The sequence below is a fragment of the Micromonospora sp. PTRAS2 genome (genome assembly GCF_054052245.1).
In genome coordinates, this window is the sequence record NZ_JBSWBU010000008.1 from 193105 (window position 1) to 216250 (window position 23146).

Annotated in this window: 21 protein-coding genes; 15 read left to right on the plus strand and 6 right to left on the minus strand. The window is 74.5% G+C overall.

The window, feature by feature from the left end; all coding sequences use genetic code 11:
- Window position 1 precedes the first annotated feature (1 nt).
- The 8 genes from ACVMYR_RS23805 (at window position 2) to ACVMYR_RS23840 (ending at window position 9935) form a co-directional block, all read left to right on the plus strand.
- Window positions 2–850: an ABC transporter permease gene (locus ACVMYR_RS23805; RefSeq protein ID WP_077939735.1), complete on the plus strand. Its 849-nt coding sequence runs from the start codon at window positions 2–4 to the stop codon at window positions 848–850.
- Window positions 847–1908, plus strand: coding sequence for an ABC transporter ATP-binding protein (locus ACVMYR_RS23810; RefSeq protein WP_077939736.1), 1062 nt, complete (start codon window positions 847–849; stop codon window positions 1906–1908). Before ACVMYR_RS23805 ends, ACVMYR_RS23810 begins: the two co-directional genes overlap by 4 nt.
- Window positions 1909–1936: 28 nt before the next feature.
- Window positions 1937–2995, plus strand: a complete 1059-nt coding sequence (locus ACVMYR_RS23815; RefSeq protein ID WP_096761721.1) for a phosphotriesterase family protein — start codon at window positions 1937–1939, stop codon at window positions 2993–2995.
- Entirely contained in the window at window positions 2985–4433 is a 1449-nt protein-coding gene (locus tag ACVMYR_RS23820; protein WP_457122788.1) for an aldehyde dehydrogenase family protein, read from the plus strand. The genes ACVMYR_RS23815 and ACVMYR_RS23820 overlap by 11 nt, the downstream gene beginning before the upstream one ends.
- A 137-nt stretch (window positions 4434–4570) precedes the next feature.
- A complete protein-coding gene (locus ACVMYR_RS23825; protein WP_457122789.1) occupies window positions 4571–5809 on the plus strand; it encodes an aminotransferase class V-fold PLP-dependent enzyme in 1239 nt (412 codons plus the stop codon).
- Window positions 5806–6918: an FAD-dependent oxidoreductase gene (locus ACVMYR_RS23830; protein ID WP_457122790.1), complete on the plus strand. Its 1113-nt coding sequence runs from the start codon at window positions 5806–5808 to the stop codon at window positions 6916–6918. Before ACVMYR_RS23825 ends, ACVMYR_RS23830 begins: the two co-directional genes overlap by 4 nt.
- Before the next feature lie 79 nt (window positions 6919–6997).
- Window positions 6998–8914 carry a primary-amine oxidase gene (locus ACVMYR_RS23835; RefSeq protein WP_077939741.1) on the plus strand — a complete coding sequence of 639 codons (1917 nt, stop codon included), beginning with the start codon at window positions 6998–7000 and terminating at the stop codon, window positions 8912–8914.
- A 10-nt stretch (window positions 8915–8924) separates the two neighbouring features.
- Window positions 8925–9935 carry a phosphotriesterase family protein gene (locus ACVMYR_RS23840; RefSeq protein ID WP_077939742.1) on the plus strand — a complete coding sequence of 337 codons (1011 nt, stop codon included), beginning with the start codon at window positions 8925–8927 and terminating at the stop codon, window positions 9933–9935.
- Between the two features lie 49 nt (window positions 9936–9984).
- Here ACVMYR_RS23840 and ACVMYR_RS23845 read toward each other — a convergent pair whose 3' ends face one another.
- The 3 genes from ACVMYR_RS23845 to ACVMYR_RS23855 form a co-directional block, all read right to left on the minus strand.
- Window positions 9985–10653: a cysteine hydrolase family protein gene (locus ACVMYR_RS23845; RefSeq protein WP_457122791.1), complete on the minus strand. Its 669-nt coding sequence runs from the start codon at window positions 10651–10653 to the stop codon at window positions 9985–9987.
- Complete coding sequence (locus ACVMYR_RS23850; RefSeq protein WP_091281345.1) at window positions 10650–11006, minus strand: cupin domain-containing protein; 357 nt, start codon at window positions 11004–11006, stop codon at window positions 10650–10652. Before ACVMYR_RS23850 ends, ACVMYR_RS23845 begins: the two co-directional genes overlap by 4 nt.
- A 73-nt stretch (window positions 11007–11079) precedes the next feature.
- Window positions 11080–11799: a GntR family transcriptional regulator gene (locus ACVMYR_RS23855; RefSeq protein ID WP_198956737.1), complete on the minus strand. Its 720-nt coding sequence runs from the start codon at window positions 11797–11799 to the stop codon at window positions 11080–11082.
- A 216-nt stretch (window positions 11800–12015) separates the two neighbouring features.
- On the opposite strand from ACVMYR_RS23855, the gene ACVMYR_RS23860 reads away from it, so the two are divergent.
- From ACVMYR_RS23860 to atzF, 7 genes are all read left to right on the plus strand, one after another.
- The gene (locus tag ACVMYR_RS23860; protein ID WP_457122792.1) at window positions 12016–12963 is read left to right on the plus strand and encodes a PDR/VanB family oxidoreductase; all 948 of its coding nucleotides are present in this window, start codon (window positions 12016–12018) and stop codon (window positions 12961–12963) included.
- Between the two features lie 92 nt (window positions 12964–13055).
- Complete coding sequence (locus ACVMYR_RS23865) at window positions 13056–14384, plus strand: Rieske 2Fe-2S domain-containing protein (protein WP_077939747.1); 1329 nt, start codon at window positions 13056–13058, stop codon at window positions 14382–14384.
- Window positions 14377–15903 (plus strand): glutamine synthetase family protein, encoded by a 1527-nt coding sequence (locus ACVMYR_RS23870; protein ID WP_457122793.1) that lies wholly within the window; start codon window positions 14377–14379, stop codon window positions 15901–15903. Before ACVMYR_RS23865 ends, ACVMYR_RS23870 begins: the two co-directional genes overlap by 8 nt.
- 291 nt (window positions 15904–16194) lie before the next feature.
- The gene (locus ACVMYR_RS23875; protein WP_457122794.1) at window positions 16195–17289 is read left to right on the plus strand and encodes an extracellular solute-binding protein; all 1095 of its coding nucleotides are present in this window, start codon (window positions 16195–16197) and stop codon (window positions 17287–17289) included.
- 181 nt (window positions 17290–17470) lie between these two features.
- Window positions 17471–18187 carry an urea amidolyase associated protein UAAP1 gene (locus ACVMYR_RS23880; RefSeq protein ID WP_457122795.1) on the plus strand — a complete coding sequence of 239 codons (717 nt, stop codon included), beginning with the start codon at window positions 17471–17473 and terminating at the stop codon, window positions 18185–18187.
- Window positions 18184–18807, plus strand: a complete 624-nt coding sequence (locus ACVMYR_RS23885) for an urea amidolyase associated protein UAAP2 (RefSeq protein WP_431975855.1) — start codon at window positions 18184–18186, stop codon at window positions 18805–18807. Before ACVMYR_RS23880 ends, ACVMYR_RS23885 begins: the two co-directional genes overlap by 4 nt.
- Window positions 18804–20438, plus strand: a complete 1635-nt coding sequence (gene atzF, locus ACVMYR_RS23890; RefSeq protein WP_457122796.1) for an allophanate hydrolase — start codon at window positions 18804–18806, stop codon at window positions 20436–20438. Before ACVMYR_RS23885 ends, atzF begins: the two co-directional genes overlap by 4 nt.
- 11 nt (window positions 20439–20449) lie before the next feature.
- On the opposite strand, the gene ACVMYR_RS23895 is transcribed toward atzF, so the two are convergent.
- The 3 genes from ACVMYR_RS23895 to ACVMYR_RS23905 form a co-directional block, all read right to left on the minus strand.
- Window positions 20450–21049 carry a DUF5134 domain-containing protein gene (locus tag ACVMYR_RS23895; RefSeq protein ID WP_457122797.1) on the minus strand — a complete coding sequence of 200 codons (600 nt, stop codon included), beginning with the start codon at window positions 21047–21049 and terminating at the stop codon, window positions 20450–20452.
- 205 nt (window positions 21050–21254) lie between these two features.
- Window positions 21255–22082: a hypothetical protein gene (locus ACVMYR_RS23900; protein ID WP_457122798.1), complete on the minus strand. Its 828-nt coding sequence runs from the start codon at window positions 22080–22082 to the stop codon at window positions 21255–21257.
- The gene (locus tag ACVMYR_RS23905; RefSeq protein WP_457122799.1) at window positions 22079–23122 is read right to left on the minus strand and encodes a WxL protein peptidoglycan domain-containing protein; all 1044 of its coding nucleotides are present in this window, start codon (window positions 23120–23122) and stop codon (window positions 22079–22081) included. The genes ACVMYR_RS23900 and ACVMYR_RS23905 overlap by 4 nt, the downstream gene beginning before the upstream one ends.
- Window positions 23123–23146 lie beyond the last annotated feature (24 nt).

Consider the following 23146-nt stretch of genomic DNA (forward strand, 5'->3'; position numbering starts at 1 on the left):
CATGACCGACTCCCCGCTGCGCCGCAGCCTCGGCTGGTACCGGTTGCCCATCCTGGCCGTCGCGCTGGTGACCAGCCTGCTGTTCTACGTGCCGTTCCTGGTCGTCGTGGCGACCAGTTGGACGGAGACCTCGTTCATCATCTTCCCGCCGGACGGCTTCTCCCTGCAGTCGTACTCCGGGGTGCTCAACGATCTGGAGTGGATGGACGCGTTCAAGGTGTCGCTGCGGGTGGCCGGGCTGGGCACCGTCATCTCAGTGGCGCTGGGCACCCTCGGCGCGCTGGCGCTGACCCGGCTGCGCTCGCGGACGGCGCGCAGCTGGGTCCGCACGCTCTTCATCGTGCCGATGGCCATCCCGCCCGTGGCGTACGCCGTCGGCCTCTACTCGGTCAGCCTCCGGGCCGAGGCCCTGCAGGACAACCTCGCCCTGCTGGTCCTCGGCGAGGCGCTGCTCGCCGTGCCGTACGTCTTCGTGATGGTCTCCTCCGGCCTGAGCCAGGCCGACCCCGCGCTGCGGCCGGTGGCCAGCACGCTCGGGGCCGCCTGGCCGATGGTCATCTGGCGGGTCGACCTGCCGATGATCGTGGGCCACATGCTCGCCGGCGCGGTCTTCGCCTTCGCCGTGATCTTCGACGAGGTCGTCCTCTCGGTCTTCCTGACCCCGATCGGCGTCAAGACCCTCCCGTTGCAGATGCTCACCGCGTCGCAGGAGGAGCTGTCGCCGCAGCTCACCGCCGCCTCGACGCTGGTCTCGATGCTCGCCGTCGCGCTGCTCGGCGGCTACAGCCTGTTCTCCAACCGCCGGGCGGCCCGCGCCCGGCGTCTCTCCCGAAAGGCCGCGACCGCATGAGCATCGCGCTGTCGATCAAGGATGTCCACGTCACCCTCGGCCAGTTCGAGGTCCTGCGGGGGGTGAGCCTCGACGCCGAGCCGGGCACGTTCGTGACGCTGCTCGGCGCCAGCGGCAGCGGCAAGACCACGCTGCTCAACGTCATCGCCGGGCTGCAGCAGCTCGACTCCGGGCACGTGCTGTTCGACGGGGCCAACGTCGAGCGCCGGCCGCCGCGCAAGCGCCGGGTCGGGGTCGTCTTCCAGTCGTACGCCCTGTTCCCGCACATGAGCGTGGGGGAGAACGTCGCCTTCCCGCTGCGGGCGGCCCGCCGGCCGGCTGCCGAGCGGCGGCGCGTGGTCCAGGAGATGCTGGACCTGGTCGACCTCGGCGGCATGGTGGACCGGGCCCCGGCGTCGCTCTCCGGCGGTCAACGGCAGCGGGTGGCGCTGGCCCGCGCGCTCGCCTCGGACCCGGCCATCCTGCTGCTCGACGAGCCGATGGCCGCCCTCGACAAGCAGCTGCGCGAGCGGATGCAGGTCGAGATCAAGCGGATCCAGCAGCAGGTCGGCATCACCACCGTCGCGGTCACCCACGACCAGGCCGAGGCGATGACGATGTCGGACCTGGTGGCGATCATGCACGAGGGGCAGCTCGTGCAGGTCGACTCGCCGGAGAACCTCTACCGCCGGCCGGTCAACGAGTACGTCGCGAGCTTCCTCGGCGAGGCCAACCTCTTCCCGGCCGACCGACAGGGGCCGCTGCCGGTCGACTCGGGCGCACCGGCGACCGGCACGGCGGTGGTCCGCCCGGAGGACCTGGTCGTGCTCGACGCCGGCCAGCTCGGCGACCGCTGGCACGTGCGCGGCGTGGTCCGCCTGCTCAGCTTCCAGGGCAGCCGCTTCCGGCTGGAGGTGACCACCCCGGCCGGGCGCAGCGTGGTCTGCTCGCTGCCGCCGCACACCGACGCCGGCGCGCTGCTGCCCGGCAGCGAGGTGACGCTCGGGTGCGCGGACTCCGACCGGGTCCACGTGATCCACCCGGCCGCCGTGGGTGAGCAGCTCAAGCTGGTCGCGTGATGGCGGCGGGCAGGCCGGGGTGGCGGCGATGATCGAGACGGTCCTCGGGCCCGTCGCGGCGGCCGGCGTCGGCCGGGTCAACATGCACCAGCACCTGCTCAGCGACGCCAGCGCGCTGAGCCGCCCCGGGGCGGAGCCGGCCCCCGCCGACGCGCGGGTGACGACGGCCAACCTGGGCTTCCTCCGGTGGAACGCCCTGGCCCTGGCCGACAACCTGCGGCTGGACGACCCGCGGCTCGCCGTCGCGGAGCTGCGGCACGCCGCCGGCGGCGTCGACCTTGTCGTCGAGGACACCAGCATCGGGCTGGGGCCGGACCACCCGGCCCTGCCGGCGATCTCGCGGGCCGCGGGCGTGCACGTCGCCGTGGCGTACGGCCTGTATGTGACGCCGACCCTGCCGGGCTGGGCTCGGGACCTCGACGAGGACGGGGTGCACCGCCTCCTGCACGGCGCGCTGACCGACCGCGTCCCGGGCACCGACTACCGCGCCGCCCTGCTCGGGATCATGGGCACCACCGCGGCGTTCCCCGCCGTCGAGCGGGCCCGGCTGCGGGCCGCGGCCGTCGCCGCCGCCGGTGCCGGGGCGAGCGTCGGCGTCCGGCTCGACGGCGACAGCCGCACCGGCGTCGAGGTGGTGGCCGAGCTGACCGCCGCCGGGCTGCCGGCCGACCGGATCCTGCTCACCAACGCCGACGAGTATCTCGACGCCGCCTACTGGCACGACTTGATCGACACCGGCGCGACCCTGGAGATGTGCTTCGGCACCGAGTGCCAGCACGTCGGGCGGATGCGTAACCCGTCCGACGGGCAGCGGCTGGACTTCTTCGAGGCGTTCCTCGCCGCGCGCCCCGACGGCCGGTGGGTGCTCGGCGGCTCGGTGTGGACCAAGGCCCAGCTGCGCCGCTACGGCGGTGAGGGCTACGACCACCTCACCACCCGGGTCCTGCCGGAGCTGGTCCGCCGGGGCGTCGCCCCGGACCGGCTGGCGGCCATGGTGACCCACGAGCCGCGCCGGCTGCTGGACCGGCCGTCCCCGATCGCTGTTCCGACCACCACCCCGGCCGAGGAGGCCCACGATGCGCGCTGAGCTGCCCGCCCTCGCTCCCACCCAGGCGCTGTTCGTCGACGGGGCGTGGCACCCCGGCGGTGAGCTGTTCGACGTCGTCGACCCGGCCACCGAGGAGGTGCTCACCCGGGCCGTCCAGGCCACCCCGGCCGACGTCGACGCGGCCGTGGGCGCGGCCCGGCGGAGCCTGGCCGACCGGCGCTGGGTGGGCCTGCCGCCGCTGGAGCGGACCCGGATCCTGCACCGGGTCGCCGACCTGATCGAGGCGGAGCTGGAGCAGCTCGCGATCCTGGAGACCCGCGACAACGGCAAGCCGATCGAGCGGTCCAGGGCCGACGTGGCCACCGCCGCGCGCACCTTCCGGCACTTCGCCGGCGCGCCGAGCCGGCTGCTGGGCAGCACCGTCCCGATCGATCCCGGCGCGCACCACGTCTACACCACGCTGGAGCCGGTGGGGGTGGCCGCGCTGATCCTGCCGTGGAACTTCCCGATCATGACCGGCGCCTTCAAGATCGCCCCGGCGCTGGCCGCCGGCTGTTCGGTGGTCGTCAAGCCGGCCGAGCAGACGCCGCTGACGATGCTGCGCCTCGCCGACCTGATCACCGCCGCCGGGGTCCCCGCCGGGGTGCTCAACGTGCTGACCGGCGACGGCCGGGTCGGCGCGGCCCTGGTCGACCACCCCGGCGTCGCCAAGGTCTCCTTCACCGGGAGCACGGAGGTCGGCCGGCTGGTCGGCGCCGCGGCCACCCGGCGGTTGGCGCGGGTCACCCTCGAACTGGGCGGCAAGAGCGCCAACATCGTCTTCGCCGACGCCGACCTGGACGCCGCCGTCACCACCGCGATCCGCGCCTCGTTCGGGCACTCCGGGCAGATGTGCACGGCCGGCAGCCGGCTGCTGGTGCACCGCGCGGTCCTCGCCGAGTTCACCGGGCGGCTCGCCGAGGCGGCGGCGCGGGTGCCGGTCGGCGACGGGCTGGCCGGGGGCGTCTCGGTGGGGCCGCTGGTCTCGGCGGAGCAGCGCGAGCGGGTCCTCGGCTACGTCGCGCAGGGGCGCGCCGAGGGGGCCGAGCTGCTCGTCGGCGGCGCGACCCCGGACGGCCCCGGCTTCTACGTGCCGCCCACCGTCTTCGCCGGGGTCACCAACGACATGGTCATCGCCCGGGAGGAGATCTTCGGGCCGGTGGTCGGCGTGCTGGCCTTCGACGACGAGGCCGAGGCGGTGCGGATCGCCAACGACTCGACGTACGGCCTGGCCGCCGGCGTCTGGACCACCGACCTGAGCCGGGCGCACCGCGTCGCGGCCCAGCTGGAGGTGGGCACGGTGTGGGTCAACAGCTACAACGTGTTCGACCCCGCGCTCTCCTTCGGCGGGCGCAAGGAGTCGGGCGTCGGCCGCGATCTCGGCGACGAGGCGTTGCACGGCTATCTGGAGTCGAAGGCCGTCGTCGTCAGCCTGTAGATCGTATCCATTCTGAGGGAGATAGTATCCATGAGGCTGGCGAGCGTGGGAAATCGTGCCGTACGATGGGATCCACATTCGGTCTTTCTGGATCCCATGTCGGGGAGTTGGGGGAGCGGTCGACGGTGGAGCTCTCGGTGAACGCTGACCACGCGGACGTCGACCGGCTCGGCACCCTCGTGCGACCCGTGGACGTCGCCCGGGAACGGGCGCAGACGGTCGGGGTGCGCCACGCGCACCACCTCAACTCCGCGGGTTCCGCCCTGCCGACGGTCGCGGTGGTCGACGAGGTCGTCGCCCACCTGCGGCGCGAGGAGACCGAGGGCGGCTACGAGGCCGCCGCGGCCGTCGCCGGCCGCATCGAGGAGGTGTACGCCTCGGCGGCGCGTCTCGTCGGCGCCCGGGCCGAGGAGATAGCCCTGTCCGACAGCGCGAGCACCGGCCTGCGGGTCGTCGTCGACGCGCTCCGCCTCGACGCGACCAGCCGCGTGCTGGTCGCCCGCTCGACCTACGTCAGCCACGCCCTGCACCTGCTCAGCCTGACCCGGGAGACCGGCGCGGAGCTCGTCGTCCTGCCCAGCGGCCCCGACGGCGCGGTCGACCTCGACCGGCTGGAGCGGGCGCTGACCGGCGGCCCGCGCGACGTCGTCTGCGTCGCCCAGGTGCCGACGTCCTCGGGCCTGGTCGAGCCGGCGCGCGACATCGGCGCGCTGACCCGCCGCTCCGGCGCGGTCTACCTGCTCGACGCGACCCAGTCGGTCGGGCAGCTGCGCATCGACGTCGACGAGATCGGCTGCGACGCCCTGGTGACGACCGGACGCAAGTTCCTCCGCGCCCCCCGGGGCACCGGCTTCGCGTACCTGCGCGGCGGCTTCCTCGACCGGCTCACGCCCGTCGCGCCCGACGTGCGGGGCGCGGTGTGGACGGGGACGCACCAGTGGACCCTGGCGGCGACGGCCCGCCGCTTCGAGACCTGGGAGTCCTCGGTGGCCGGCCGGCTCGGCCTGGGGGTGGCGCTGACCCAGCTGCTCGACCGGGGCGTCGAGGCGACCGAGGCGTACCTGACCGCGTGCGGGGCCCGGCTGCGCCGGGGGCTCGCCGCCATCGACCGGGTGACCGTGCAGGACCCGCCGGCCAGCCGCTCGGGCATCGTCACGTTCACCGTCGACGGTCTCGGCAGCGACGCGGTCAGCCGGCGGCTGGCCGTGCGCGGCGTACGCACGGTGTCGGTGCCGGCCAGCCACGGCCAGTGGGACCTCGGCCTGCGCGGCGTGCCCGCCGTGGTCCGGGCCTCGGTGCACGTCTACAACAACGACGCCGACCTCGACGCGCTGCTGGGCGCGGTGGCCGAGATCGCCCGGGGAGCGAACCCGTGAGCGGGCCGCCCGAGGTCGACGTCCTCGTCGTCGGGCTCGGCGTCCACGGCACGGCCGCCGCCTACGAGCTCGCCCTGCGCGGCGTGGACGTCGTGGCGATCGACCAGTTCGCCGAGGACCACCACCGGGGCTCGTCGCACGGCCGGACCCGGATGATCCGGCGCGCGTACCCCAACCCGGTCTGGAACGACCTCGTCGCGCGGGCCTTCGCCGGCTGGGAGCGCTGGGAGCGGGCCAGCGGCGAGACCCTGGTGCGGCGCACCGGCGGCCTCTACGCCCACCGGGGGACGGCCCAGCTCCAGGGGCCCGGCTGCGAGGTCGTCGAGGACCGGGGCCGGCTGCGGGAGCTGATGCCCTCCTTCGCCGTGCCGGACGGTCACCGGGCCGTGTACGACCCGTCCGCCGGGGTCGTCGAGGCCGGCACCGCCCTCGCGGTGGCCCGTGCCGGGGCCCGGGCGGCCGGCGCGGAGCTGGCCTTCGGCGAACGTATGCTGAGCTGGCAGGCGACCGGCGACGGGTGCCTGGTCGAGACCACCGCCCGCCGGATCCGGGCCCGCTCGCTGGTGCTCGCCACCGGCGCCTGGGTCGGCCGCGCCGTGCCCGCGTTCGCCGACCTGTTCGAGGTGTGGCGCATCGTCACCGTCACCCTCCGCGCCGACCAGCCGGCCGCCCGGCCGCCCCGGCTCGGCGCCTTCTCCGTGGACCGCCCCGAGGGTCTCGTCTTCGGCATCCCCGACGCCGCCGGCAACGGTTTCAAGGCCGGCGTCGATGCCGGGGAGGTCTGGGACCCGCAGCGGCCGGCCGCGCCGCCGACCGCCGACGAGATCGGCGAGCTGTGCCGCCTGATGGCGCGCTACGTCCCCGGCGTGGCCGCCGACCCGCAGCGGGACGTGGTCGAGGCGGCGTCCTGCCTCTACACGATGACCCGGGACCGGCGGTTCGTGCTCGGCCGGCTGCCCTGGGCCCCGCCGGTGGTCGTCGCCGCCGCGTGCTCCGGGCACGGGTTCAAGTTCGCCCCGGCGATCGGCGCGGCCGTCGCCGACCTGTGCGGCGGCGACGACCGCCGCGACCTCGACTTCGTCGGCGTACGACGCCGGCTCGACCCGTGACGCCCGCGCCGCCGGCCCCGGCGTCCCCCGCCGGTGGGCCGGTGCCCGCCGCCCGCATCCCGCACCCCGTGGAGGACTCATGACGACCGCAGCGCACTGGAACGACCCCCTCACCGCAGCCGAGATCGCCGAGGTCGTCGCGCTGGTCGCCGACGATCCGCGGATCGGCAAGCGCCCGCGCTACTGGGGGATCGCCGTCGAGGAGGGACTGGCCCGGGCCCTCGCCCCGGGGCAGGGCCGGCCGGTGCGGCTGGTGGTGATGAACCCCGACGCCCACGCCGCCTGGGAGGTCGGCGCGTGGACCTCGGGCACCGACCGGCCGGCGTCGATCGCCTCCTGGTCGCCGGTCGACGCCGAGCGGCCCGGCGTCTCCAGCGAGGAGGCCCGGATGGTCGCCCAGGCGTGCCGCGAGGACGCCGCGTTCCAGGCGGCGCTGGCCCGGCGCGGCATCACCGACGTCTCGCTGGTCTGGGTCGACCCCGAGTCGATCACCGGCTTCGAGCCCGAGGACCTGGTCGGCCGGCGGCTGTCCTGGGGCACCGTCTGGCACCGGGTGAGCGAGGACGACAACGGCTACGCCCGGCCCGTCGCCGGGCTCGTGCCGATCATCGACCTGGAGACCCTCGAGGTGGTCCGGATCGAGGACCACGGGGTGCTCCCGATGGCCTCCGAGACGGGCAACTACCGCTCCGGCACCTGGGGGCCGGACCGGCACGTCGCGCCGCTGGAGATCGTCCAGCCCGAGGGGCCGGGCTTCACCATCGACGGGCAGCTCGTCACCTGGCAGAACTGGTCGTTCCGGGTCGGCTTCACCCACCGCGAGGGCCTGGTGCTGCACGACGTCGTCTACCACGACGGCGACGAGGCGCGGCCGGTGGTGCGCCGGGCGGCCGTCAGCGAGATGTACGTGCCCTACCTCGACAGCGACCCGACCGCGTACCGCAAGAACTTCTTCGACTGGGGCGAGTACGGCGCCGGGCCGCTCACCGCGTCGCTGGAGCTGGGCTGCGACTGCCTCGGGGAGATCCGCTACTTCGACACCGCCGTGCTCAACGGCCACGGCGAGGCGCGCACCATCAAGAACGCGGTCTGTCTGCACGAGGAGGACTTCTCGATCCTGTGGAAGCACGTCAACACCCGCACCGGTGAGGCGGACGTGCGGCGCAGCCGCCGCCTGGTGATCTCCTTCTTCGCCACCGTGGCCAACTACGACTACGGCTTCTACTGGTCGTTCTACCAGGACGGCATGATCGACCTGGAGATCAAGCTGACCGGCGTCATGTCGGTCTCCGGCATCGACGACGGGCAGACGCCCCGCTACGGCCGGCTGGTCGCCCCCAACGTGCAGGCCCCCAACCACCAGCACTACTTCGGCCTGCGGCTGGACATGGGGGTCGACGGCCCGCTCAACCGGCTCTACGAGATCCACGCCGAGGTCGAGGAGGACGAGGCGCTCAACCCGTACGGCAACGCCTGCCGGATGGTGCGCACGCCGATCACCACCGAGGCCGAGGCGGCCCGCAGCACCAACCCGGCGAAGGCGGTGCACTGGCTGGTCGAGAGCACGTCGCGGACCAACCGCTACGGCGACCAGACCGGCTACCGCCTCACCCTGCCCAACACCGCCCGGCTCTACGCCCGGCCGGGCAGCGTCGTCGAGCGGAAGGCGCCGTTCGTCGCCAGGCAGCTCTGGGCCACGCCGTACGAGCCGACGGAGCGGTTCATCGCCGGCGAGTACCCGAACCAGGCGCCGCTCGGCGCGGAGGGCATCACCGCCTGGCAGCAGGCGAACCGGTCGCTCGACGGCGTCGAACTCGTGCTGTGGCCGGTGGTCGGGGTGCACCACGACCCCCGCCCCGAGGAGTGGCCGATCATGGCGGTGCACCGCATCGGCATGCGGCTGGAGCCGGACGGCTTCTTCGACCGCAACCCGTCGCTGGACCTGCCGGCCCCGCGCCGCCACGGCGCCGGCGCCGACGACGCCTGCTGCCACTAGGGGGCGCGGCATGGACCAGGTGTGGTCGGTCACCGGGCCGATCGGCCCGGACGACCTCGGGCTGACCCTGCCCCACGAGCACGTCTTCGCCAACCTGACCCGCACCGAGTCGCGGGACGGGTTCATGACGGTGTGGGAGGAGCGGGAGCGCGACATCCGCCGGTTCGTCGAGCGCGGCGGGAAGACCCTGTGGGACGTCACGAACGGGGAGCTGAGCGCGTACGCCGCGCCCGTCTACTACGACCGGGACCCGGCCCACCAGGTGCAGAACCCGGTCACCGGGTCGCGCTCGGTGGCCAACGTGCTGGCGACCAGGGAACTGGCCGAGCGCACCGGCGTCACCGTGGTGCTGGGCACGGGGCACTACTTCGAGGCGTACCTCGACCAGGGCTGGTGGGAGCGCACCAGCACCAACCAGATCGCCGACCACCTGGTCGCGGACCTGCTCGACGAGATCCCCGGCACCGGCGTGCGCGCCGGCCTGATCGGGGAGATCGCCTCCGACCAGCCGAGGATCACCGCCAACGAGGAGCGCTCGTTCCGGGCCGCCGGCCGGGCGGCGGTCGAGACCGGCGCGCTGGTGAGCACCCACGCGCCCACCTACCCCACCGGCGAGGCGCAGATCGACATCCTCACGGCCGAGGGCGTCGACCCGGAACGGATCGTGATCGGGCACACCGACACGGTCAAGGACGTGCGCTACTCGCTGGATCTGCTCCACCGGGGCGTCTACGTCCAGTACGACTGCATGATGGCCTGCAAGAGCGGCGGGCAGGTGGTCGTGCCGGAGCTGCGACGGCGGGTGGACTACCTCCGGCACCTCGTCGACCGGGGCTTCGCCGCGAAGATCCTGCTGTCGCAGGACGTCAGCCAGCGGTCCCACCAGGCCGAGCTGGGCGGGCCGGGGATGTGCTTCCTGTTCGAGGAGTTCACCGAGTACGCGGTGGCGGCGGGCATCGAGCCCGAGGTGCTCACGATGATGACGGTGGACAATCCCCGGCGGGCGATGTTCGGCCGGTGAGGCCCGTGGCCGGGGCGCTCCTGCGGGGGCGCCCCGGCCACGTGTGTGCTCAGCTGGCGGCCGGCCCGCCTGCGACGTCGGCGGTCGGCCGCGTACCGTCGGCGGTCGGCTTGCCCGCGGCCAGCCAGGCGAAGACCTGGTCGCTGGTGACGAGGGCGTCGCGCTGGAGGTACCGCACGGCGCGCAGCGCGGCGTCGTGCGCCTCGCGGGAGGATCCGCCGACGCAGTCGGTCAGCACCCGGACCCGGTAGTCGTGCTGGTGGGCGTCGACGGCCGTGTAGTGGATGCACACGTCGGTGAGGCCGCCGATCAGCAGCAACGTCCCGGCCCGGTACGCCTTGAGCACGATCTCCAGCTCGGTGCCGAAGAACGCCGAGTAGCGCCGCTTGCGGATGAGGAACTCCTCGGGGCGCGGCCGCACCCACGGGGCGAGTTCCGTCTCGGGCCACCCCTCGACGCAGTGCGGGCCCTCGTCGCCGTCCAGCTCGCGGCCGATGTCGACCAGGCTCGGCTTGTGGACCTCCTGGATGAAGACGACCGGGACGTCGTGCTCGCGGCAGGCGTCGATGAGGCGTTCCACCCGGTCGGCGCGTTCCCGGCGGCCGCCCATCTGGGCGATCTCGGAGCGGGACTCCTCGTCGGGCACCGGGCCGCCCTGGATGTCGACCACGACGAGTACGGCGTTGCCCACGATCGCGGGCGGCGGCGGGTTCGTCATGACTTGAACACCACGTAGACCTTGCGCAGCGTCTCGTGGACGGTCCACGTCCCGCACCAGCCGATCGGGAAGTAGGCCGTGCTGCCGGCGGTCACCTCGGCCGGTTCCTCGCCGTCGCGCTGGACGGTCATCCGGCCGGAGACGACGTGGATGATCTCGCCCCGGGTGAGGAACTCCCAGCGCGACGTGCCCGGGTCGCTCTCCCAGACGCCGGAGATCACGGTACGCGCCTCGTTGGTGAAGTCCACCCGGCTGCGGACGAGGATCTCGCCGCTGAGCGGCTGCGCGCTCGGGGGCCCGAGGGGCTTCTCCTCGAGCCCCGTGGCCGTGCGGGGGACGGTGGTGAGCGTCATGTGACCTCCTGAGTGCGGGGAACAGGCCCAGGCTAACTCAGTGGATGCCATGACGGCTAGATTGTATCCAATTCTACCCGCGGAAGACGGTGGAGGAGCGCAGCTCGTACCAGCGGGCCAGCTGCTCGCCTGCCTTGATGACGTGCTCGCGCATCTGGTCGGCGGCCCGCTGGGCGTCGCCGTCGGCCAGCGCCTCCAGGATCCGCTCGTGCTCCTGGAAGTTCTCGTCGCGGTGCCGGCTGTCGTTGACGATCAACTGCGCCGACACGTTGCGCGGGAAGGTCTCGTTGATGTCGTTGATCGCCTTGCTCAGCCGGGCGTTGCCGGAGATGCTCGCGATCAGCGTGTGGAAGACGTCGTTGCTGCGCCGGTGGTCGTGCTGGGCGGGCACGCCGTCGCCGCGCCCGGCGACGGAGAGGTCGTACATCTCCTGGTTGGCCGCCCGGAGCTGGTCGATCTGGTCGCGGGTGATCCGGCGCACCGCGCGCGCGGCGGCCAGTGCCTCCAGCTCCGCGCGCACCTCGTAGGCCTCGCGGACGTCCCACGGCGCGGGGACGCTGACCACGGCGCCCTTGTTGGGCAGCACCTCGATCAGGCCGCTGGTCTGCAGCTGGCGCAGCGCCTCCCGGACCGGGGTGCGGGAGACGCCGAAGTTGCTGGCCAGCTCGGCCTGGCGCAGCTGGGCGCCGATCGGGATCTCGCCGGTCATGATCCGGTTGCGGATCTGCTCGGCGAGGTCGTCGACGAGGGCGGCGCCGGTCTTGCGGGTTGCCGCCAGTTCCTCGGTGGTCAACCGGCCACTCTCCCTCTGCGTCGATCGATCCGGGCCCCCCGGCCGCTCACCTGCGGCGGAGCATCGGAACGCCGCGTTGGTGACCAAACCTGCCCGTTGGGTCACACCACGATAGCAGGGTGGAGGATGCGTGGACCCACGTGGCCCCGACATGGGTGTGTTTGCTTCCGTAACGGATCCGAAGAAAGTAACATTGGATCCAATGAGAGGGGGCCCGTGTCTACAGAACTACCCTTCGTCGTCCGCGCGCTCCGGTTGGAGGCGGCCGGCGTGCTGTCGGTCGAGCTGGTCCCGGCCGACGCCGACGCGCCGCTGCCGGACTGGACCCCCGGGGCACACGTCGACCTGGTGGTCGGCGACGGTTCCACCCGGCAGTACTCCCTGTGCGGCGAGCCCGGCGCCCCGTGGTGGCGGATCGCGGTCCTGCACGAGCCCGCCGGCCGCGGCGGCTCGGCCTGGGTCCACGACCACCTGCGCCCCGGCGACCGGGTCCGGCTGCGCGGCCCGCGCAACCACTTCGCGCTGGAACCCGCCGGCAGCTACCTGTTCGTTGCCGGCGGCATCGGCATCACCCCGCTCCTGCCGCTGCTGGCCGAGGCGCGGCGGCGGGGGGCCGTCTTCCGGCTGCACTACTTCGGCCGGAACCGGCGCGGCATGGCGTTCCTCGACGAGCTCGCCCCCCACGGCGACCGGATCCGGGTGCACGCCGCCGACGACGGGCCCCGGCCCGAGCTGCGCGACCTGCTCGACGGGCTGCCGCCCGACGCGCTGGTCTACGCCTGTGGCCCGAGCCGGCTGCTGGACGGGCTGCGCGCCGCCACGGAGGCGGCCGGCCGCCCCGACCGGCTGCGTACCGAGCTGTTCTCCGCGCCCGCGTCGGAGCAGCCGCAGCCGGCCGGGTCCTTCACCGTCCGGCTCGACCGCAGCGGCGTCGACCTGACGGTGCCCGCCGACCGGTCCGCGCTGGACGTCCTGCTGGAGGCCGGCGTCGAGATCGTCAACGACTGCCGCGAGGGGATCTGCGGCAGCTGCGAGACCCGGGTCCTCACGGGGGCCGTCGACCATCGGGACCACGTCCTCACGGCCCAGGAACGGGCGGCGGGGGACTGCCTGATGGTCTGCGTCTCCCGCGCCGCGGGCGACCGGCTGGTCCTGGACCTGTGAGCCGCCCCGAGGTGCCGCTGCCGACCGCCGCCGGCGGGCGTCCGGCACCCGATCCCCGCTCCACCCCCATTCCCCCACCGCGGAGGTAAGCAGTGCTGCGACAGGCAGACAACGAGAAGCTCACCCGGACCGGGCCCGGCACCCCGCTGGGCGGTCTCATGCGGGCCTACTGGCAGCCGGCCGCGCTGGTGTCGGAGATGCCCGCCGACCGCCCGGTCAAGGCGATCCGGATGTTCGGCGAGGACCTGGTGCTGTTCCGGCGCGCCGACGGCTGGGGGCTGATCAGTCGCTTCTGCGCCCATCGCGGGGTCGACCTCTCCTACGGCCGGCTGGAGGACGGCGGGCTGCGCTGCCTCTACCACGGCTGGCTCTACGACGCGCAGGGACGCTGCGTGGAGCAGCCCGCCGAGCCCCCGCACAGCCAGTTCCTCGACAAGATCCGGATCGCCAACTACCCGTGCGTGGAGCGCAACGGCATCGTCTTCGCCTACCTGGGGGCCGGCGACCCGCCGCCCTTCCCGGCGTACGACTGCTTCACCGCGCCCGACGAGTACACGTTCGCCTTCAAGGGGCTGTGGGAGTGCAACTGGCTGCAGGGGCTGGAGGGCGGCATCGACCCGAGCCACGTCTCCTTCCTGCACCGGTTCGTCGGCGAGGACCCCCGCGACGTCTACGGCCAGCAGTTCAGCGAGGAGGTCGAGGGCACCGGCACCAAGCTGTCGAAGCTGGTCGGCGACCACTACCGCCCCGACATCGAGGTGGAGAGCGCCGAGCACGGGCTGCGGGTCTTCGCGATCCGCCAGCTCACCGAGCAGCACAAGCACGTCCGGGTGACCAACCTGCTGTTCCCCAACGCCTTCGTGGTGCCGTTCGGCAACGACAAGGTCTTCACCCAGTGGCACGTGCCGATCGACGACGAGAACCACCACTGGTTCATGATCTTCTACGACTTCGCCGAGCGGACCGACAAGGAGACGCTGCTGCGCCAGCGGCTGGAGAACGTCTCCCTGCCCGACTACCGCCCGCTGCGCAACCGGTCCAACAACTGGGGCTTCGACCCGGCCGAGCAGCGCGACCTCACGTACACGGGGATGGGGCTCGACATCAACGTCCACGACCAGTGGGCGGTGGAGAGCATGGGCCGCATCCAGGACCGGACCGTGGAGCGGCTCGGCGTGTCCGACCGCGCCGTCACCGCCAACCGGCGGCTGCTGCTGCGCGCGATCGACGCCTTCCAGGCCGGCGGCGCGCTGCCCGCGCACCCGCTCGACGAGGCGGAGGCGGCCGGGCTGGTCGGCCCGCTGGCCGTCGACATGGTCTCGCCCAGCGAGGGCTGGCAGGAGCGGTGGCGGGAGAAGGAGGCCGAACGCCGCAGCCGGTCGCCGTGGCACCGGCCGCAGTCGGAGGTGGCCGGTGCGTAACGCCGACGAGCGCGACGTCTCCGCCGGCGGCGGCGGGGCCAGCGCCCGGCCGATGCTGGCCCAGGACCGGGGCGGCTTCGTCGACCGGCACGACCTGTGGTCCGAGGCGCAGTACGCCGCCGCGGCGCAGATGCGCCGGGTGATCGACGAGCTCGGCATCGAGATGATCCGCTTCGGCTTCGTCGACCAGCACGGGATCGTCCGGGGCAAGACCATCGCCCGGTCCGCGGTCGCCGCGGTCATGCGTTCGGGCCTGACCGCGCCCAGTTCGCTGCTGCTCAAGGACACCTCGGGCAAGTCGGTCTTTCCGGTGTTCGCCGCCGACACCGGGGTCGGCGTCGCCGGCTTCGCCGGTGCCGGCGACATCGTCCTCGTGCCGGATCCGTCCTCCTTCCGGGTCGTGCCGTGGGCCGAGCGCACCGGGTGGGTCCTGTGCGACGTCCGCTTCCCGGACGGCTCGCCGGTGCCCTTCTGCACCCGCAGCCTGCTGCGGGACCAGGTGGGCGCGCTGGCCGGGCGCGGCTACGGGATGACCGTCGGCGCCGAGCTGGAGTTCCACGTCTTCCGCGCGGCTGGCACGGGGCTCACCGGTGACCGGGTCGGTCGGCCCGGCGCGCCCGGCGCGGCCGCCCCGGTCGGCCCGACGACGCCCGGCGCGCAACTCCTGCACGAGGAGGCGCTCGACGGCCTCGACGCGCTGGTGCAGGCGCTCTACACCGGGCTGACCTCGCTCGACCTGCCGCTGCGCTCGATCGAGCTGGAGTTCGGGCCGAGCCAGCTGGAGCTGACCATGGCGGCGGCCGACGCCGCGACGACCGCCGACGCGGTGGTGGTGTGCCGCAGCGCGGTGCGCCAGATCGCCCGGCGGCACGGCTTCCACGCGACGTTCATGTCCCGGCCGCAGGGGGCCGAGACGGCCTCCACCGGCTGGCACCTGCACCAGTCGCTGACCGACCTGCGCACCGGCCGGGCCGCGTTCGTGCCCGACGCCGACGACGCCGGGCCCCTGTCGGCGACCGGCCGCGCCTACCTGGAGGGGCTCCTGCGCCACGCCGCCGCGGCGGCGGCGTTCACCACGCCGACGGTCAACGGCTACAAGCGCTACCAGAGCCACTCGCTGGCCCCGGACCGGGTCGCGTGGGGGGTGGACAACAAGGGGGCCATGGTGCGGGCCGTCGGTGGCGCGGGTGACCCGGCCACCCGGCTGGAGAACCGCTCCGGGGAGCCGGCGGCCAACCCCTACCTCTACATCGCCGCGCAGGCGGTCAGCGGCCTCGACGGCATCACCCGCGACCTGGAGCTGCGGCCGCCGACCACGAACCCGTACGACGCCGCCGCGCCGCCGCTGCCCCGCTCGCTCGGCGAGGCGGTGGCCGCGCTGGAGGCCGACGGGGTGTTCCGGGCGGCGCTGGGCGACGTGGTGGTCGACTGGTACGCCCGCCTCAAGCGGGCCGAGTACGAGCGCTACCTGCTGCACGTCTCGGACTGGGAGCAGCGGGAGTACTTCGGGCTGTTCTGACGGCCCGGCCCGGCGGTGCGTGGCGCTCCCGGCGGTGTCCGGGGGCCCCGGTCCGGCTGTGCTGCCGGCTCCGGTCCGGCGGCGCGGCCGGCTCCGGTCCGGCGGCGCGGCCGGCGGCGGCGCAGCGACGCCGCTGAGCTGGGCACGAAACACGTCTGTAGCCGTAGCGAGACCCGAGTTTAATGGATGCACATCTTGAGTTCGGGATCCAATCGGGTGTTCAATGGATCCACGGCGGCGGGGTGCCGGTGCGACAGCTGAACAAGCCACACCAAAGCACATGGAGGAACCTTGCGCATACTCCTGGTCCAGCCGGGTCGGCGAATGCGGGCGGCGCTTGTCGCCGGGGCAGCGCTGGCCCTCGTACTCAGCGGGTGCTCGTCGGGCGGCTCCGACGACTCCGGCGACGCCTCGGGCTCCGGGTCGGACGGCCTGAGCGGTCAGGTCGTCTGGGCCGACTTCGGCGGCCCCACCAACAAGGCCCGGTACGGCACCTACTTCGACGACTTCACCAAGGAAACCGGCGTCAAGGTCATCTCCGAGGTCGAGAGCGACGCCATCGCGAACACGATGCTCACCGGCGGCAAGGGCGCGTACGACGCGATCCACGTCGGCCTGGACACCGTCTACCAGAACAAGGCCAACATCGCCCGGCTCGACGACTCGGTCGGGCGCGACACCAACCTGCCCGAGAACATCCGCGACTACGCCTTCGGCACCTTCCTGGTCGGCCACGTCCAGGCGTACCTGACCGCGACCTTCCCCAACGGCGGGCCGAAGAACTGGGCCGACTTCTGGGACGTCGCGAAGTTCCCCGGCAAGCGGGGCTGGATGGGCAGCCCGGGCAGCTACGACGGGGCCTGTGAGATCGCCCTGCTGGCCTCCGGCGTCACCCCGGACAAGCTGTACCCGCTCGACCTGGACCGCTGCACCAAGAAGCTCGACGAGCTGCGGCCGAACATGGTCTTCTACACCTCGTACCCGCAGATCCAGCAGCTGCTGACCTCCAAGACCGCCGCGGTCGTGGCCGGCCCGTCCGGTCAGGCGGTCGCCCTCAAGAACCAGGGCGTGGACGTCACGATCTCGTTCGACCAGGCGCTCATCGCGCCCAACGTGATGGCCATCCCGGCGAGCGCGCCCAACATGAAGAACATCCAGGCGCTGGCCAAGGTCTTCAACGACCCGGAACGCCAGGCGGCGTTCGCCAAGCTGACCGGCTACGGCCCCGGCAACCCCGACGCGTTCAAGTACATGGACGCCGAGACCAAGGCGAAGGTCGTCAACGCCCCCGAGAACACCACGGTCGTCCCGTGGAACTCCGAGGAGCGGGCGAAGGTGAGCGACGAACTGCTGGCCTGGTACACGAAATGGCTCGCAGGCAAGTGACCGACCGACCGGTGGGGCCCTGATCGTGGGGCCCCACCGGCGTCGCCGGCCCTGACCACCCCGCCCCGCCCCACCGCCGCCCGCCGGGCGTGCGCCGCCGGCGGGGGCCGGAACGAGTTCGCGGAGGAAGTGACATGGACGTCGGACATCCCGTCCGCAGGGCCCGTGCGGCGGTGGCCGCGTGAGCGACCCCGGCGGCCACCGGCACGACGTGCCCGGCGGCGCCGCCTGGTCCCTCACCCTCGCCCGTGGCAGCACCCTGCGCCTGGAGGCGCTGGGCGCCGACGCGGTCGCCAGCATGCTGCTGTACGCGGCGGACGACCGGTGGGAACGGCTCAACGTGCCGGACACGCTGAAGGCGCAGATGTCGGCGCGGATCCACCCGCCGATGGTGCTGATGTCGGACATGGGCAGGGCGCTGGCCTCGGTGACCGGCTCCTCGTCGGACTGGCACGACGCGATCACCGGCCACAGCGTCGACGCCGACCTGGCCCGGTTCGGCCCGTCGGACTACGGGCGCGACCGCAACGGATGGCGGCGCAGCGCCCGCAGCCTGCTGCTCGACGAGCTGTACGGGCACGGCCTCGGCGAGCGCGACCTGCACGCCACCGTCAACTGGTTCGTCAAGGTGCGACCCGGCGGCGACGAGCGCGGCACCCTCGGCTACGTCCCGGGGCACACCGCGGCCGGCGACTGGGTGTGCCTGCGGGCCGAACAGGACCTGTTGGTGGTGTTCGCCACCGCCCCGCACCCGCTGGACCCGGCGGCGCGGTGGCGGCCGGCCGGCGTGCGGGCCGTGGTCGCCCCCGGTGACCCCGCGCCCGCCGACGACCCCAGCCGGGCGTTCCGGGCCGAGTCCGCCCGGGCGCTGGCCGCCGCCGAGCGGAGCGCGCGATGAGCGCCACGGGGGACCCGGAGGTCCTGTTCGACGTGACCGTCGCGGCCGGCGACGGCTGGCTCGGCGAGATCCCGGCCGGCGGCCGGCTGCGCATCGTCGACCTGCACGGCAACCAGGCCGTGGACACCCTGCTGTACGACGCGCGGGACACCGCCAACCGGTACAGCGCCGTGGACACCGTCCGCGCGCAGGGCTCGGCGTACCTGACCACCGGCTCGGTGCTGCGCAGCGTGCGCCTCGACCCGCTGGCCACGATCGTCGACGACACCTGCGGCCGGCACGACACCCTCGGCGGCGCGTGCGCCAAGGAGAGCAACGTCGTGCGCTACGGCGAACACACCCGCCACCAGCACGCCTGCCGGAGCACGTTCCTGCGCTACGCCGTGGCCGGCGGGCTGGAGAAGCGGGACCTCACCCACAACATCAACTTCTTCATGAACGTGCCGCTGACCGAGGCCGGCGGACTCACCTTCGAAGACGGCGTCTCCGCCCCCGGCAAACACGTCGAACTCCGCGCGGAGCGCGACATCCTGGTCCTGATCAGCAACTGTCCACAGGTGAACAACCCGTGCAACGGCTACGACCCGACGCCGGTGCGGCTGCTCGGGTGGGCGTCGTGACGCGGCAACCGGTCTGGATCACGGAGTTCTCCCCGGAGGCGGTGGCGCGGTTCGCCGCCGAGGCGCCCGACGGGCCGCTGGCTGGCGTCCGGTTCGCCGTCAAGGACAACCTGGACGTCGCCGGCTACCCGACCACGGCGGCCTGCCCCGACCTGGCCGACCGGCCGGCGGCCACGTCCGCCACCGCCGTACGCCGCCTGGTGGCGGCCGGCGCGGCCCCGGCCGGCAAGACCAACATGGACCAGTTCGCCACCGGCCTCGTCGGCACCCGCAGCCCGTACGGCGCCTGCCACAGCGTCCACAGCCCGGCGCACGTCAGCGGCGGAAGCAGCTCCGGCAGCGCCGTCGCGGTGGCGTCCGGCCTGGTGCCGCTGGCGCTGGGCACCGACACGGCCGGCTCCGGCCGGGTGCCGGCCGCGTTCAACGGCCTCGTCGGGCTCAAGCCGACCCGTGGGCTGGTCTCCACCCGTGGGCTGCTGCCGGCCTGCCGGTCGCTGGACTGCGTCACCACGTTCACCCGCACGGTGGCGGGGGCCGCGTCCGCCCTCGACGTGCTGGCGTGGGCCGACCCCGATGACCCGTGGTCGCGGCCGGCTCCGCCGGCCCCGCCGCCCGGCGTGGCCGCGCGGATGCGTACGGTCGCGGTGCCCGCCGGTGACCTGGACCTCGACCCGCCCCACCGGGCGGCATGGGCGGCGGCGCTGCGCCGGCTCGACACGGTGGCCGCCCAGGTGGTGCCCGTCGACCTCGGTCCGTTCCTGGCCGCCGCCGCCCTGCTGTACGGCGGGCCGTGGGTCGCCGAGCGGTGGGCCGCGTTCGGGGCGCACCTGTCCGGTGCCGGCGTGGACCCGACGGTCCGCAGCATCGTGACACCCGGCCGGGACGTCGCCGGCCCCGACGTGTTCGCCGCGCTGGACAGGCTCGCCGCGCTGCGCCGGGCCACCGAGCAGGTCTGGCTGGACGTGGACGCCCTGCTGCTGCCGGTCACGCCGGGACACCCCACGCTGGCCGAGGTCGCCGCCGACCCGGTCGGCGTCAACAGCCGGCTCGGCACGTACACCAACTTCGTCAACCTGCTGGACCTGTGCGCGGTGGCCGTGCCGGCCGGCGCCCGGGCCGACGGCCTGCCCTTCGGGGTGCAGTTCGTCGCACCGGCCTTCGCCGACCTGCCGCTGCTCGACCTGGCGGCCCGCTGGTGCGGCGAGCCGCCGCGCGGGGTGGACGCGCCGTCACCGGGGACCGCGCTGGTCGCGGTCGCCGGGGCGCACCTGACCGGGATGCCGCTCAATCCGCAGCTCGTCGCGCTCGGCGGGCGGCTGCACACCCGGGCCCGCACGGCCCCCGGGTACCGGCTCTACCGGCTGCCCGGCCCCGGCGTCGCCCGGCCCGGCCTGGTGTTCACCGGCGACGGACCCGACGGCGGCATCGCCGTCGAGGTGTGGCGGCTGCCGCAGCAGGCGGTCGGCGCGCTGCTGGGCAGCATCCCGCCGCCGCTCGGGCTCGGGCCGGTCGGCCTGGACGACGGCACGACCGTGACCGGCTTCCTGGCCAGCGGCCACGGGGTACGCGACGCCCGGGACGTCAGCGCCGCCGGCGGGTGGCGGGCCGCGCTGCGCGCGGACCGGGCCTGACCGCCCCCGCCTCACACCATCGCCAGCAGCATCAGCCCCATCACCGCCCCCATCGTGGCGTGACAGAGGCCCTCCACCCGCACGGCGGGACCGGCCGGGGACGCGACCGCCCCGGCCTGGGCCGGCCACCGCGGCGTCAGCCGCAGGCCGCGACCGGCCCACCAGCCGGCGGTGAGCAGCAGGTATCCGCCCAGGGCGAGGCTGACCACCGAAGGCCACCAGGGTGGCCCCGCCGGGCCGCCGTGATGGCCCCCGCCCCCGGGGTGCCCGTTCGGCCAGGCCATCCAGGCCATCGCCGCCATGGAGACCGCGAAGTACCAGGTGACCGCCCGGGACCCGTGCGGCAGCCGGCCCGGCGAACGGGCGGCGAGCACCACGAACCACAGCGCGGCCGGCGCGAACACGGCCACCCACATCGCCCCGGGCACCGCGACCGTCCACACCATCGCCGTCATCGCCACCGCCATGAGCAGGTGCGCGGCGTCGCAGCCGCGGTGCCGGGCGGGGCGGGCCGCCCCGCCGCTGGCCGCCGGCCGCAGGAGCCGGGACGCGAAGTAGGGGGCCACGACGGTCAGCGCGAGCGTCATCGGCCAGCGCAGCGCTTCGCTCATCGGCGGGCGGTCCCTTCATCCGGCAGGGCGGGGGACAGTCAGGAAGGACGTCCGCCCGGGACCGTCGTGCCAACCGTCGTGGCCGCGCCCGGGGCGGATGCCGGGCGTGCGGTGCGCCGGGCTCTCCGACAGCCTTTCACCTCCCGCCCGCATTGGGAAGAGCCGAGTGACACCGTCGGGACGGCGTCCGAGCTGCGGAAACGGGTCACCGCGCCGGTGCCCGGCCGCCCCGTCGGGCCAGCAGCAGCGCCGCCGTGAGGACCGCCGCGGCCACCGGCAGGCCCCAGGGCCGCCGGGCGGCCTGCACCGTGAAGGCGACCGGGCGGCCGGGCACGTCGATCCGGCCGTCGATCTCGAACCTCCCGTACGGGGCCGCGCCCGTGGGCACCGTGATCAGGTAGTCGCGGGTGGCCCCGGCGGCGACGGTGCCGATCGCCGGGGCGGCCACGATGGTCCGGGCCCGGCCGGGCGGCCCGACGAGCACCGTGAACGGCGGGTCGGTGACGTCCTCGGTGCCGGGGTTGCGCAGGGTGAACCGCACGGCCAACTCGCCCGGCAGGCCGACCCAGCCGCCCGGTCCGGACCGGTCGTCGGCGCGCAACGCGTCCAGGGCCAGCGCGGCGGGGACGCCCGGCGCGGCGGGCGGCGCGTCCACCCCGGTCAGCGGCAGGTCGGCGGTGGCGGCGGCCGTGCCGGTCGGCGTCCGGACGCGCAGCACGCAGGGGCAGGCCACCGGCGGGGCGGCCAGCAGCAGCGGCAGCCGGGCGCGGCCGGACGGCGGCACCTGGGCGTGCGTGGCGTCGCCCGTCGCGCAGTCCAGCGCCCCGCGCCGGGCGGCGTTGCCGCACACCTCGGCCTGCACCGTGCCGGCGGGCCAGCCGTCGAGGCCGACCAGCACCCGCTGCCCGACGCGCAGCGGCCCGGCGGGCAGGGTGACGCCGGGCCCGTCCTCGGGGGCCCCGGCCGCCCCGGGCGCCAGCGCCAGGGCCGCGACCAGGGCCAGCGGGGCGGCGGCGCGGGTCCGGGCGGTCATGCCGTCGCCCGCCCGGCGTCCACGGTGGCCCGCCCACCGTCGCCGGGGGTGCGGCGGCGCCGCCACCACCGCAGCCCGCCCCAGCAGCCGGCGACCGCGAGCAGCGCCAGCGGCACCCACGGCAGGGCCCAGACTCCGGCGGAGCGCAGCACCGGCGGCAGCGCGGTGTCCGTGGTGGTCGCCGCGAGGTCGACCTCGGCGGTCAGCCGCAGCAGCGGGGGTACGCCGGTGATCCGCTCGGTGACGGTGAAGGTGCCCCCGGGCAGCAGCTCCGGCAGGTCGGTGGGGGAGGTGCGGGCCTGTTCCCAGCCGAAGGGCCCGGCGACGCGCACCGTGCCGCTGCCGGTGACCCGGACGTTGCCGGTGTTGCGCACCCGGTAGCGGACCACGAGGTCGCCGCCGGCGAACGGGTCGATCGGATTGTCGTATGACAGGTCGACCGATTCGACGGTGACGGCGGGGCGGACCGGGCCGGTGACCCGCAGGTGGACCCGGGCGGCGAGGCGCTGGTCGACCAGGACCCGCTGCCCGTCGGCGGTGGTCCGGGCGCGGGCGACCGCGCCGATCACCCCGCCGGCGTGGTCGCCCGGGGTGGCGTCGGCCGGCACGGCGAGGCGGAACGGGATGTCGACCCGTTCGCCGGGCGGGACCGTCCAGGCCCGCCGCTCGAACCGGATCCACGAGCCCACGTCGGTGGCGGGCCGGTCGGCCGGCAGCAGCGCGAACGCGCCGTCGGCGGTGGTGTACGCGTCGGTGCCGTACACGTCGAAGGTGAGCGGGCGGTCGCCGAGGTTGGTGATGCCGACGTGGTCGGTCAGGGTGCTGCCCGGGGCCAGGTCGTAGATGAAGTAGTTGCGCCCGGTCGGTCCCTTGGCGCTGGAGGGCTGCACGGCCCACCGGGCCGCGCCGGTGCGGTCGGCGCCGTCGGCGCTCGGCGACGGGGCGGGCGCGGCGTCGGCCGGCGCGGGCAGGGCCGTCGCCGTGAGCAGCGCGGCGGCGAGGGCGACGCTCGCCCGGGACAGGGCGGTGGGCAGGGGCATGCCGGGCTCCGCAGGTGGTCGGGC

Excerpts from the sequence above, each read along its gene's own strand:
- ACVMYR_RS23815 (WP_096761721.1), top strand. The coding sequence starts at position 1,937 with ATGATCGAGACGGTCCTCGGGCCCGTCGCGGCGGCCGGCGTCGGCCGG.
- ACVMYR_RS23805 (WP_077939735.1), top strand. The coding sequence starts at position 2 with ATGACCGACTCCCCGCTGCGCCGCAGCCTCGGCTGGTACCGGTTGCCC.
- ACVMYR_RS23885 (WP_431975855.1), top strand. The coding sequence starts at position 18,184 with ATGAGCGCCACGGGGGACCCGGAGGTCCTGTTCGACGTGACCGTCGCG.
- ACVMYR_RS23840 (WP_077939742.1), top strand. The coding sequence starts at position 8,925 with ATGGACCAGGTGTGGTCGGTCACCGGGCCGATCGGCCCGGACGACCTC.
- ACVMYR_RS23835 (WP_077939741.1), top strand. The coding sequence starts at position 6,998 with ATGACGACCGCAGCGCACTGGAACGACCCCCTCACCGCAGCCGAGATC.
- ACVMYR_RS23850 (WP_091281345.1), bottom strand. The coding sequence starts at position 11,006 with ATGACGCTCACCACCGTCCCCCGCACGGCCACGGGGCTCGAGGAGAAG.
- ACVMYR_RS23900 (WP_457122798.1), bottom strand. The coding sequence starts at position 22,082 with ATGACCGCCCGGACCCGCGCCGCCGCCCCGCTGGCCCTGGTCGCGGCC.
- ACVMYR_RS23810 (WP_077939736.1), top strand. The coding sequence starts at position 847 with ATGAGCATCGCGCTGTCGATCAAGGATGTCCACGTCACCCTCGGCCAG.
- ACVMYR_RS23845 (WP_457122791.1), bottom strand. The coding sequence starts at position 10,653 with ATGACGAACCCGCCGCCGCCCGCGATCGTGGGCAACGCCGTACTCGTC.
- ACVMYR_RS23895 (WP_457122797.1), bottom strand. The coding sequence starts at position 21,049 with ATGAGCGAAGCGCTGCGCTGGCCGATGACGCTCGCGCTGACCGTCGTG.
- ACVMYR_RS23820 (WP_457122788.1), top strand. The coding sequence starts at position 2,985 with ATGCGCGCTGAGCTGCCCGCCCTCGCTCCCACCCAGGCGCTGTTCGTC.
- ACVMYR_RS23905 (WP_457122799.1), bottom strand. The coding sequence starts at position 23,122 with ATGCCCCTGCCCACCGCCCTGTCCCGGGCGAGCGTCGCCCTCGCCGCC.